This is a genomic window from Cellulomonas aerilata, assembly GCF_007991755.1.
Classification (GTDB): Bacteria; Actinomycetota; Actinomycetes; order Actinomycetales; family Cellulomonadaceae; genus Pengzhenrongella; species Pengzhenrongella aerilata.
This window is the reverse complement of record NZ_BJYY01000013.1, coordinates 495,018-507,340: the sequence shown is the minus strand read 5'-3', so window position 1 is coordinate 507,340 and position 12,323 is coordinate 495,018. Positions and strand designations below refer to the sequence as shown.

At 68.4% G+C, this 12,323-nt stretch carries 7 protein-coding genes; 4 read left to right on the top strand and 3 right to left on the bottom strand.

Annotated features, from left to right (window positions below):
* Window positions 1-176 precede the first annotated feature (176 nt).
* The 3 genes from CAE01nite_RS10345 to CAE01nite_RS10335 form a co-directional block, all read right to left on the bottom strand.
* Window positions 177-638 carry a hypothetical protein gene (locus CAE01nite_RS10345; protein ID WP_146903678.1) on the bottom strand — a complete coding sequence of 154 codons (462 nt, stop codon included), beginning with the start codon at window positions 636-638 and terminating at the stop codon, window positions 177-179.
* On the bottom strand, window positions 635-1,678 hold the full coding sequence (locus CAE01nite_RS10340; protein ID WP_222595878.1) for a ParA family protein: 1,044 nt from the start codon (window positions 1,676-1,678) through the stop codon (window positions 635-637). Before CAE01nite_RS10340 ends, CAE01nite_RS10345 begins: the two co-directional genes overlap by 4 nt.
* Before the next feature lie 245 nt (window positions 1,679-1,923).
* Complete coding sequence (locus tag CAE01nite_RS10335; protein WP_186816521.1) at window positions 1,924-3,795, bottom strand: competence protein CoiA family protein; 1,872 nt, start codon at window positions 3,793-3,795, stop codon at window positions 1,924-1,926.
* A 407-nt stretch (window positions 3,796-4,202) separates the two neighbouring features.
* Here CAE01nite_RS10335 and CAE01nite_RS10330 point away from each other — a divergent pair, with 407 nt between their 5' ends.
* The 4 genes from CAE01nite_RS10330 (at window position 4,203) to CAE01nite_RS10320 (ending at window position 12,083) form a co-directional block, all read left to right on the top strand.
* On the top strand, window positions 4,203-7,304 hold the full coding sequence (locus CAE01nite_RS10330; protein WP_146903673.1) for a DEAD/DEAH box helicase: 3,102 nt from the start codon (window positions 4,203-4,205) through the stop codon (window positions 7,302-7,304).
* A 162-nt stretch (window positions 7,305-7,466) separates the two neighbouring features.
* A complete protein-coding gene (locus CAE01nite_RS10325; RefSeq protein ID WP_222595877.1) occupies window positions 7,467-10,064 on the top strand; it encodes a TM0106 family RecB-like putative nuclease in 2,598 nt (865 codons plus the stop codon).
* 2 nt (window positions 10,065-10,066) lie between these two features.
* Window positions 10,067-10,792 (top strand): DEAD/DEAH box helicase, encoded by a 726-nt coding sequence (locus CAE01nite_RS18860; RefSeq protein ID WP_222595876.1) that lies wholly within the window; start codon window positions 10,067-10,069, stop codon window positions 10,790-10,792.
* Between the two features lie 469 nt (window positions 10,793-11,261).
* Window positions 11,262-12,083 carry a hypothetical protein gene (locus CAE01nite_RS10320; RefSeq protein ID WP_146903670.1) on the top strand — a complete coding sequence of 274 codons (822 nt, stop codon included), beginning with the start codon at window positions 11,262-11,264 and terminating at the stop codon, window positions 12,081-12,083.
* Window positions 12,084-12,323: the final 240 nt, after the last annotated feature.

Sequence of the window (12,323 nt, the reverse complement as noted above, 5' to 3'; positions counted from 1 at the left end):
GGCTCCGCAGCAACTCCCCGCCTTCTGGCTAACCCGGACCAGACCAGCCGTCGGGTCACTGGATCGGGCGCGGCGCCCCGAACACGCGCGAGGGAGTCTTCGAATCCGCGGCGTCTGACATCCGAGTCGGTCCAGCTCGAGTCTCGGCCCGACTCGTCGGTTGGCCGGCGCTGCGGTCAGGCGTCGCGGAACGCCGACCCCTTCGCAGAGCGGGTGGTGACCTTCTCCACGATCCGGTCGATGACCCGTCCGGCGTCCTTCCACTTCATCGCGAGTCGGTCGTGGTCCATTCCGTACTGGGCCACGATGTCGCGCAGTTGTTCCAAGTCGAGCCCGTCAAGCTGGTCGCGAAGGCCCGCTTCGCCGCCTTGCGCGTACACCGCGAAGGGGTCGATGGCTCCTGTTGCGCGCCGTCTGGGGCGCCGGGATGTCGAGGAAGGGACTGAGGGAGGAGGGCTCGCGAGAGCTGTCTGGATGGCGTTTGCGAAGCGCGGCGTGCGTGCAGCTTCTGCGACCACGGATGTCGTGATGTCTGCGAGGCCGACTGCTAGCTCCGGGCGGTTCTCACCGAGAGCGAGTAGTGCATCGGCAAGTCGCTGTGCCGCAGCTCCGACGTCCGAGACGGTGGGCGCGCTCACGCGAGATCCTCCACGGCGTCGATGAACTCCTCGGTCAGGTCGCGGAACGCTTCGAAGCCGCCCTGATAGGCGTACTTCTGCCTGAGGGTCGAGATGGCGGTGTGCTCCACCGAAGCGGCGATCGCGTTCCCCTCGGGGATACGGGTTTCGAAGACGGCCGGGAGGTTCGGGTCGTCTTCGAGGCGGTCGATCGTGGTCTCGTGGACGTTGGTGCCCTTGCGGTACTTGGTGATGACGATGCCGACCTCGGCGATCGACTCAGCGAGGCTGTCGGCGAACGCCTTCACCCGGGACTGGATCTGGGGGATCCCGTACGTCGAGAGGACGTCTGGGATGGTGGGGATGATGTAACCGTCGGAGATCCGCAACCCGTTCAGAGTGACAATCCCGAGGTTGGGTGGGCAGTCGATCAGGACGTAGTCGTACTGGTCGAGTATCGGCCTGATCGCTCGACGTAGCAGGTCGGTTGGATTGTTGGAGAAGAACCGGCCGGGAGGCAGCGTTCCCAGCCGGTCCTGCACGTCGATCAGATCCAGGGACGACGGCAGCAAGTCCACCGTGCGCACGGCTTGGACCGGCGAGGCCGATCGCTGCAGCGACTTCTCCAGGTCGAACTTCGGCGCCTCGCTGTCTCCGGCCAGCGCATCCGTAAATAGTGTTGCGAGAGTGTGTCCGGCGTCGTTCAGATCACGCCATCTCTGCTCACCGATCAGAACCGTGGTCGCGTTGGTCTGCGGGTCCAGGTCGACCACCAGCACCCGCTTCCCGAACTCCCCTGACAGCATCTCGGCCAGGGCGACGGTTGTGGTGGTCTTGCCGACCCCACCCTTGAGGTTGATGGTCGAGATGACATGGGCCATCGGACGGCCTCTCCTTCGCAAGTACTTGACGATGGCATCGCGGTCGAACACCGGCCCGCTGCGTAGCTCGCTAACGGGCGCAGGGAAGTGTCGGTCACGCTTTCGCCAGTTCGAGACGACGGTCGTCTTCGTGTTGGCGAGTGCTGCGACCTCGGCAAGCCCAACCAGCTCGATGTCCACGATCTCCAAGTAGTTTGAACGGCATCCACACCGGACGACTGAGCACAGTGTGAACGTCGTTCACAGCATCCGTCAAGGGGTGCGGGCGGTAAGGGGCGCCGCCCCGCCGCGGTCTTCAGGCCCGACTGCGACAGACCCAGACGGACTGCAAGAGCCGGAGCGCTGTGACCTCTTGAGCGGTCATGTGCCGAGATCCGCCCCGCTTAGAGCGAAGAGACAACCGAAGGATGCCAACTGCCTGCTGCTCAGTGGGCGCGCCACCTGCGGTGGCCGGCGGCGTACTCCTCGACGTCGAGGTAGCCCGCGCGCTGCAGCGCGCCGAGGAGTGTGTGGAAGTCGTCGTCGCTGACGTCGGTCAGGTGGAGCGTGTGCACGGGCCCGGACTGTGACAGGTGGCATGCGAGGTACACCAGGAGCCGGGCGTCGTTGAGCAGGTGATGTTCGACGGCCGCCTGGAGCCAGGCCCAATCCTGGGTTGCGGCCCACTGTGCGTACTCGGGGTGTTGGTCGATGACGTCGGCTCGCCGCCGGAGCCGAGCGGGCGGGGTTCGTCCTGGCAGCAGGGACGGCTGCCAGGACGTGCGGGGTGGCGCCTGCATGGAGGCCGCGGCTTGCCGGCGCACCGCCAGCGCCGGGGTGCCCCTGCCAGTCCCGGATGCCGCTTTCGCGCTGGCGCGGGCGGGAGTGGGGGAGTGACGTTGCGGTGGTGGGCCCTTGACTCGACCGGAGCGTCCACGCGGCTGGAGCGCCTTGGCGGTGGGTTCGGCCGCGGGTCGCTGGCCAACGCGGGTCAGGGGATGCACCGGTTCTTTGTCTGGGGTGTGCACACCCCAGAACCACACCCACCCGGCGCGACGCAGCGTCCGAAGGTACGTGGTGAGCAGCTCGTGTGTGCCTTGTGTGGTGCCGCTGGTGGGCTCCATGAGGTGCACGAGAGTGCTGGCGTCGGTGTGCGCGGTGCCCTCCTGGCACAGCGCGTGTAGGACTCGCCATCGCCACTGGGACGGCGCGGTCCTCAGCGTCAGTTCGGCTTCTGTGCCGGTGGCGTCGACCACGCTTGGCAGTCGGCCGTACGCCGCCTCGGCGGCGGCCCGCTCGTCAGCCCACTGCAGCTCGCGTTCCGCCATGTGGGCGGCGAGGTTGCGAGCACCGGCGAGCACGAGCTCGCGGCGAGCTTGAGCTTCGGCGAAGGCCCGCTCGGCAGCGGCCTGCTCGGCACGGCGGGCCGCAGCCCGCGTGGCCCAGTCAGCATGGTCTGCGGCGGCCCGCTCCAGCTGGCGGCGGGTGCCGGGGACGTCGATGACCCCGCCGGGCGCGCGTAGCTGGTCCAGGACCCAGCGCTGGTGGACGTGCGCGTGGTGCCACCCGGTGGGCGGGGCGACGCCTCGAGCGGCCAGGTGCTCCTCGACTCCGGGGCCGGCGCCCAGAGCGACGGTCTGCTCTGCAGGGTTGATCAAGAGCATCGGGTGTCCGGTCGCGAGCACGGACGCGAAGATCGAGTGCAGATGAACTTCGCCGTCCAGGCGGTGCTTAGCCCGTGTGGGGTGGTCGTATCGGTGACCACCGAACAGCCACACGTCGCGGATGCCGGCGGCGGCGTACCCGTCGTGGCGGTGCTGCCAGTCGTCGGGCGTGAGGTGGGCGAACTGGACCTCGTAGGCGAAACGGCGTCCGCCGGGAAGGGTCAGCAGGACGTCGGGACGTTGTCCGTTCTCGATGTCCTGGTCGTCGACGTGCACGACGGCGCCGGGGAGCTCGGTGCGCAGCCATGCCCCGATCAGGTTCTTGGCGGTGTGGTGGGCGATGGTCTCTGGGGCGTGCCTGACGGCGCCGGGCCGGTGGGCGAAGTGGTCGCGCCGGGTCTTACCGCGCACGACGAACGACGGGTCGGGGCAGCCAGCGATCGGGCACACCAGGTGCCCGGCGCGCACCGCGCCGCGAACGGCGTCGGCTTGCCCGCGCTCGAGGTGGACCAGCGGGGAGCCGAGTGGCAGGCGCGTGTCGCGGGCGAACACTTGCGCGCTGGTTGTATCCGGGTGCACGCGGCGCCGGTTCGACTGGCCGTCGCTAGGCCCGTCGAGGACCGGCGCGTCCGTCGTTGTCGCGGTGGACACCATGGCCGGATCCCAGCACATTGACGTCCGCGCCGTTCAGGCCCAACTGGGTGAACTCGCCGTGCAGGACTGCGCCCAACGCAACCAGCGGCGTGATGAACTTCTCGCGCTCCGGTATCACGGCGCGCGACGTCGCCGCGATATCGGTGACATAAAGGGGGCGGCGGCAACTGCGTCAGCGGATCCCCGGTCAAGACCTGAAGAACCCCACCAACAGCGTCCCCGATCGCATGGCGTGGAACTTACCCAAACGTGTGGTGCACGAAGCGCATCGTGGACGGCGCGCCCGCGACGACGCGGCGACATGTCTGCAGGTGGCAGCCGCTCGCGTTCGGGTGAAGTGAGTGTGGCCGGCAGATTGTGTCGGCGGGGCGTGCCAAGCTGACGCCGTCGACGGGTGGGAGATGGGCATGCAGGACGGGTTGTACGAGAGCGTCGTGACCGCGCGCCTGCGGGCCGCCCTCGACGAGCTGGCTGACCGAGAGGTGACGACCGAACGGCTCGACGACACCGTCGCGGTCCAGGTCCTCGCCCGGCACGTCGGGGCCGCTCTTACCCGGGCGCTGGTGCAGACCCGCGACCCGCAGCGCCGGCTCGACCTGGCCAACAACGTCCTGACTCTGGTCGATGAGACTGACGAGCTCGTCGACTCGCCCGTCGAGCAACTCCTGCGGGTCTCGCTCGCGGCGGCACCCGGCGTTCACTCCTACCCGGTGGAGCGCCCGTCGACCCCGCTGGGCGACGTCGCGCTGATGACGAACGCGCCGCAGGAGCCGTCACTCGGCGCTGAGATCAAGGCTGAGCTCGGGTCGGCGGATGACGTCTCTCTCCTGTGCGCCTTCGTGAAGTGGTACGGCCTGCGCCTGCTCGAGAAGGAGCTCGAGGCTCGGCGAGCGCGCGGCGTCCCGCTCCGCGTCATCACCAGCACCTACATGGGTGCCACGGAACGTGAGGCGCTCGACCGCCTTGTCCGCGAGTTCGGTGCCGAGGTCAAGGTGCAGTACGACATCCGCCGCACTCGGCTGCACGCCAAGGCGTGGCTGTTCCGGCGCGGCTCCGGTTTCGACACTGCATACGTCGGGTCCTCGAACCTGTCGCGGTCGGCCATGCTCGACGGCCTCGAGTGGAACGTGCGCCTCTCGCGCGTCGCGACGCCGGCGCTCACTCAGAAGTTCGAAGCAGTCTTCGACACCTACTGGAACGACCCGACTTACGAGTTGTACGACCCGGACACCGACGCGCAGCGCCTCGACGACGCGCTCGCTGAGGCGTCGGGTCGCACCACGTCCGACCGGGTTAACGTCTCCCTCTCAGGACTCGAGGTGCGCCCGTACCAGCACCAGGCCGAGATGCTCGAGGCCCTGCAGGTCGAGCGTGGGGTCCACGGTCGCCACCGCAACCTGCTCGTAGCCGCGACGGGAACAGGCAAGACCGTCGTCGCGGCACTCGACTACAAGCAGCTCCTTGCCGGGCGTCCGCCGAGTGCTCTGCGGCTGCTCTTCCTCGCCCACCGCAGGGAAATCCTCGACCAGGCGCTGCGCACCTACCGAGAGGTGCTTGCCGACGCGAACTTCGGTGAGCTGTGGGTCGGCGGCCTCGTGCCCAGCGCTTGGACACACGTCTTCGCCTCAGTACAGGCGCTGAGCGCGCGCGACGTCCGGTCCATCGCTGCAGATGCCTACGACGTCGTCGTTTTCGACGAGTTCCACCACGCCGACGCGCCGACGTACCGCCGCATCCTCGACCATCTCCAACCGCAGGAGCTGCTCGGCCTCACCGCGACGCCCGAGCGCAGCGACGGCTTTGACGTGCGCCAGCTCTTCGAGGGTCGGACGGCGGCCGAGCTCCGGCTTTGGGACGCGCTGGAGGCTGACCTCCTCGTGCCGTTCCACTACTTCGGCGTCTCCGATGGCACCGATCTCTCCGCGATCGAGTGGAAGCGCGGTCGCTACGACGAGGCGGGCCTCGCCAACCTCTACACAGGCAACGACGCGCGCGCCCGCATCGTCCTGCGCGAGGTGCGGGACAAGTTCTCAGACCCCCACGCCATGCGCGCGCTCGGCTTCTGCGTCGGCGTGGCGCACGCCGAGTACATGGCGCGCGTGTTCACCGAGGCCGGGCTGCCCGCGCGGGCGGTGAGCGGTCAGACACCCGCCGCGGAGCGGGCACAGGCGCTGCGCGACCTGACGAGCCGGATGATTAACGTCATCTTCACGGCCGACCTCTACAACGAGGGCGTCGACCTGCCCGACGTCGACACGGTGCTGTTCCTGCGCCCCACCGAGAGCGCGACCGTCTTCCTCCAGCAGCTCGGTCGTGGTCTGCGCCATGCCGACGACAAGGCTGTGCTCACCGCGCTGGATTTCGTCGGGCATCAGCGCAAGGAGTTCCGGCTCGACGCGCGGTTCCGGGCTCTCACCGGTGCGACGCGTGGGCGGCTCGAACGCGACGTTCAGGACGGTTTCCCCTTCCTCCCGTCCGGCTCGCACATCGTGCTGGACCGGTTCACGCAGCAGGCGGTCCTGGCCGCGCTGCGCCAGCAGATCGGCAGCCGACGCGCGCGAGTCATCGAGGAGCTGCGCGCGGCCGGTGACGTCCCGCTCTCGCGATTCCTTGACGAGTCGGGCCTCGAACTGGCTGACGTCGTGGCAACGACCAGCCGCGGCGACCGCGGCTGGGCCCGGCTGCGGCGGGAGGCCGGGCTCCCTGTACGCGACGCGGGGCCGCGCGACGACGCCCTGCGCCGACGGGTGCGGGCATTGGCCCATGTTGACGATCCGGAGCGGGCTCGTCGCTACCGAGCGCTCCTGGCGGACGACGCGCCGGCATACGGCGACCTCACCGCCGACCAGCAGACATGGGCGCGGATGCTCTTCTTCTCGCTGTGGCCCGACGGCGGCGCCTTCTCCTCCTACGACGACGGCTTCGATGCACTACGGGCGGAGCGCGCCGCCCGCGATGAGCTCGACGAGGTGATCAGGTGCGCGCTCGACAACGCCGAGCACCTCACCCGGCCGGCCATCGGCACCTCTGCGACCAACCCGCTGCGGGTCCACGCCCGGTACCAGCGCGAGGAAATTCTCGCGGCCCTCGACTACGCCAGTCTCGAACGGAAGCCCAACTCATTTCGCGAGGGAGTGCTGTTCTCGGAGCCCTGGCAGGCCGACGCCTTCTTCGTAACGCTGCAGAAGACGGAGACCGCCTACTCGCCGACGACGCTTTACCGCGATTACGCCATCAGCCCGCAGCTCTTCCACTGGGAGAGCCAGTCGGTCACCAAGGAGGCGTCGCCGACCGGCCAGCGCTATATCCACCACCGCGAGCGTGGGACGCACGTGCTGCTGTTCTCGCGGGCGACGAGGCACAGCGACGTCGGGACCGCGCCATACGTGTTCCTCGGCCCTGCGACGTACGTCTCCCATCGTGGTGAGCAACCCATCGCGTTCACGTGGCGCCTGCAGCACGAGATGCCGGCGAGCCTGTTCGCGGAGGCGTCGGCGGTCGCTGGATAGGTGCGCGACGCGAAGGTGCTCGCCGCCGCGTGCGCGGCGGCTAGCGCATACAACGCGCTGTTGACGGATTCGGGCCCGGGACACGGTCCGTGTGCCAACCTGACCCCCGGCGCGTGCACAGCCCGTCCCAGTCCCAGAACCAGCACCTGTGGGGCACCCAGCATGGCCGAGCGCCATCTCACCCCGTCCAAGATCACTGCTTGGCTCGACTGCGCTGCCTACCTAGACCTGAAGCACCAGGTCGAAGCCGGGATACAGGCTGCACCGTCTCTGGGCCAAGGCTCGTTCGCCCAGCTTCTGACGGACAAGGGTCTGTTGCACGAAGCCGCAGTGCTCGCGACGTACCGAGCACGGGGACTGCGCGTTGTTGAGGCCCCGGCGCGCGGGGACCGTGAGTCGTTCAGCACCTGGGCGAAGCGAGTCGGGCCGCTGCTGCACGCCACCGACTGGGACGTCCGGTACCAGTTCCCCATGGTCCACAACGGCATCCGCGGTGTCGCTGACTTCCTGCTACGGCAGGAAGCAGGGCACGGGGCCGTCACGGTCGAGCCGGTCGACGCCAAGCTCGCCCGCAAGGAAGCGAAACCTGGGCACGTGCTGCAACTTTCCTTCTACGCCGAGGCGATCGCCGCGGCCACCGGCACGCTGCCCGAGCGCATGCACCTGTGGCTCGGGTCAGGTGATCTGGAGACGCTGTTGGTAGCCGATTTCGACGCCTACTGGCAGCGACTGTGCAGCGGGCTCGCTCGCACGCTGGAACTTGAGGTCTCGACGAGCGCGGCGGTGCCCGAGCCCTGTGCACACTGCGCGTTCTGCGACTTCGCCGGTGTCTGCGACGCGCGCTGGCGTAGCGGGGACTCGCTGGTCTACGTCGCGGGGTTGAGCTGCGCGGACCGCATGGTGCTACACGACGCCGGTGTGGCGACCCTGGACGCCCTCGCCTCCTGCACTGCCCAGGTGCCCGGCGTGCCGGAGCAGCGCCAGAGCCGGCTCGTTGCCCAGGCGAGGCTGCAGCGCCAGGCGCGCGCGCAGGACGAGGCACTGCCGCCGCCCTTTTCTCTGGTGCAGGCGGGCGAGGACCCCGTGTTCGGGCACGGGTTCGCGCAACTTCCCGAACCCGACCCCGGCGACGTGTTCCTCGACTTCGAGGGTCACCCCTTCTGGCGCGCCGACCGCGGCCTGTTCTTCTTGTTCGGGCTCATCCAGCAGTGCGCGGACGGCACTTGGGAGTACCTGCGCTGGTGGGCGCACCACGAGGCGGAGGAGGGTGAGTGGACGGCTGAACTGGTCGAGCACCTGGCTGAGCGGCGCCAGCGGCACCCAGGGATGCACGTCTACCATTACAACCACACCGAGCGGTCGTCGCTCGAAGCGCTGGTGGAGGACCACGGAGTCGCGCAGGTGGCGCTCACGGCCCTGGTCGAGACTGGCGCCTTCGTCGACCTGCTCCCGGTCGTGCGCAACGCGGTGCAGATCGGCGCCGAGTCCTACGGGCTCAAGGCGGTCGAACGACTGACGGGCTACGAGCGCGGCCACGACGTGGACGCCGGCGCCGGCGCGGTCCTGGAGTACGAGCGCTGGATGTGCGACGGGGCGCAGGACGCGCTCGACGCGATCGCGGCCTACAACGAGGACGACGTCCGAGCGACTCGTGCTGTGCGCGACTGGCTGGTGCAGCACCGGCCAGCCGACCTACCGTGGCGTCCGGCCGTACTCGACCCGGCTGACGACCTCCCCGAGCTCGACGCCAGGGTGGAGGCACTGCATGCCTACGGCTCCGGGACGCCGGAGCACCTGCTCGGCGACCTGCTCGGGTACTGGCGCCGAGAGTGGAAGGCGTACCTCGCACCCCGGCTCGTGGCGTGCGAGGGAGACACGGAGGACCTGCTTGCTGAGCCGACGGTGCTGGCGGACCTGAAACTCGTAGGCCAGGTCGAGCGGCTGGGCAAGAATGGCAAGCCGATCAGGCCGCTGATGCGCTTCCGCTTCCCACCACAGGAGTGCGCCCTCGAGGACAAGGTTCTGTTCCCGGTGGTGGACGGGCCGCCTGCATTCGCGGACATCGCGCGACTCGATGTTGCGGCCGGGGAGCTGGACCTGGTGTGGTCCACGGGTCTGCAGAAGCAAGGCGTATTTCCAGCGGTCGTCGCTCACGACAGCTGGTTCACACCGCGGCCCAAGCCGGCCGCCCTGTCCGCACTCGCCGATGCTGTGCTGAACCCAGCCGTCGCAGCCAACCCCGTCGCGCTGGCGCTGCTGCGCGGCGAGCTGCCGCGCTTTCTGCCCGGCCGCGGACCGGCTGGCGGGATATTCACGGACGACCTCGACGCGATGCTCGGCTGGACCGCCGCGCTGGATGGCACCTGCGTCGCGGTCCAGGGACCACCGGGCACAGGCAAGACCTACCGCGCAGCCCGACAGATCCGCGCGCTGCTGCAGGCAGGCAAGCGGGTCGGCATCACCGCCTTCAGCCACCACGCCATCGACAACCTGCTCGAAGCAGTGGTCGAGGTCTACCGCGACCTCGACGAGCTCGAAGACCTGCACGCGGTCAAGAAGGGCGGCCCGGCGACCTGGACATCCGGCGAGGTCGCGCACGTGAGTGCCAACAGGGCCGCGGCGGCCCCCACGTTCGCGCTGGTCGCCGGCACAACCTCCTTCTGCTCGGCGACCCACTACAGCTACCGCAGGTCGCCCAAGCGGCGCACCCAGGAACGAGCGGCCGCAGCGCGCTTGAGCACCTCCTCGGCGACGAGGTGACTATGCCGGAGGACCGCGGCGTCTTCCTCAGTGAGACCCGGCGCATGCACCCCGACATCTGCCGATTCATCTCCGAGCGCATCTACGAAGGCAGGCTCAGCAGCCATACCACCTGCGGTCAGCAGGACACCGATTTCGGGACGGGCCTGCGCTGGCTGCGGGCGGACCACGTCGGCCGCTCAACGCACGCGGCCGAGGAGGCCGACCTGGTGCACGCCGAGATCACCCGGCTGCTCGGCGCGCCCTGGGTCGACCAGCACGGCGTCACGGAGCCGCTACGCGTAGCGGACGTCCTGGTAGTTGCGCCGAACAACGACCAGAAGGACCTGCTCCGCCAGCGCCTCGACGCGGACCCACGCACGCGAGGCGTGGCAGTCGGATCGGTGGACAAGTTCCAGGGACGTGAGGCGGCAGTCGTCTTCTTCAGCATGGCGACCTCCAGCGCCGCCGACATGCCCCGCAACACTGAGTTCCTCTTCTGGCGGCAGCGGCTCAACGTCGCGATCAGCAGGGCCCGATGCCTGGCCTACCTCGCCTGCACCGAGCAACTACTCGACAGCCGCGGCCGCGACGTCGAGGAGATGCGGCTCATCTCCACGCTCTGCGCGTTCGTGGGAGCCGCGCAGCCCCACCGGCTCGTCCATCACGCCGACGTCATCGCTCTCAAAGGCGACTCCTACCGACTCAAGAACCGAGACCTCGGCCGCACCCCCGCGACCGGCGACTGAGGGCAGGGTGGTCAGTTTTCATCCGTCGCCACCTGGTCGAGATTCAGCCGACGTTGGCAGTACAGCGGGGTTCGCACCACGAGGCCGCGGCCGCGTGCGCGGACGCCGACGCCATGAGGAGGAGGACTGCGCGCTGGCGCCCGCACGTCTCGGTCGGCGGGCAACCGGGGAGCGACATCGACGGGAATATTGCCCTGTGCTGGCGCGCCGCGCACGAACCATCAGGGGCCGCGGGCGAGCGTTCGCTTGCGGATTGGTCCGTGCGGTGACCAAGCATGTTTAGCGGCCATGAGGGTCGACTGATGTGAGGGGCTCGAGCAGCAGCATCGCTGCGAGGACTGCGCCTCGAGGACGCGTCGCGCACGAGGGTGTCCGAGAACCCGGCCAACGAGCAACCCGATCGAGTGAACGCGCTTCGTGCAGCGCGAAACTTGGTCGCCGGCTGAGCCCAGGTGTGTAGCGTGTACCCATGACACACCATCGGGCCCTCGCAGCGGTTCTTGCACTCCGCCACGCCGTCGCTGCTGACGATTCGTCTGCCGCTGCTGGGCTGCCTGTCACGGAGACGGACGATGACCATCAAGTCATCGCGCGGTATATATCCGACCGCGGCACAGTTATGGCCTGGACACTACCCACCGGCGAGCAGGTACTTTACAGCGGCGCGATCGAGGTCTCGGAAGACTTCGACTGGACGCCCGTTGGGACGCCTCGGGTCTACCGGTTCGTAAACGCCAGTGAGACGGATGTCAAAGCAGACGCCCGGCGGCTCTTCCTCGCGCAGAGCCTTAAAAACGGGGCGGCGAGGCGCTTTGCGGGCTGGCGAGACAGGATCGTCGCACTGATCCCGGAAGAAGTTGGCGCTAAGGAGTCGAAGATTTTCCGAACCCGTGCCGATGGCGCGATCGAGATTACTCACACCTACGACGTGCTCGACGCATACGCGAAATACGCGGAATGGGTCAACGCCCTCGCCCATGAGTTTGGGGGCACAGACGACAAGCTGGCGGCCGGTATTGAGACGCCGGACATCGAGCCGCTAAACCCTATGGCAGTGAAGATTGCCCAGGCTTGGCTCATGCGAGAAGCGGCCGACGCAGCCCTGGACCAGGCTCGACATTCACTCAAGTTCGGCCTGGCTGGCTTCTCGCGGTTGCTTAGGTTCTACGACTCCGACGGCAGCTCTGTCGCAGAGCTCGCTCGGTCCTTGCACACCGACCGCCCGAACCTCAGCCGAGCGATCAAGGCCGCTGACAGCGATCCGCAGATCGCGGCAGCATTCGGAAACTGAAGCTAGCTCACCCACTCAGCACGGCGCAGGCGGCTGCCGCGCGCGGTCGTTGCGGCAACCGCCGATGGGCCGGCAAGGTTCCCGACCGAATCTTGCTGGCATATAGCGTGGCCGCCGGCGCGTGCGGACGCCACAGACTCGATGTCTTCTCCGCGCTGACGCTGAAAGTAATGAATCCACAAGGCTGCACGCCTCTAGTGCACCGTGCAGGTCCGTGCAAGTGTGTTTCGCGGACCGGCG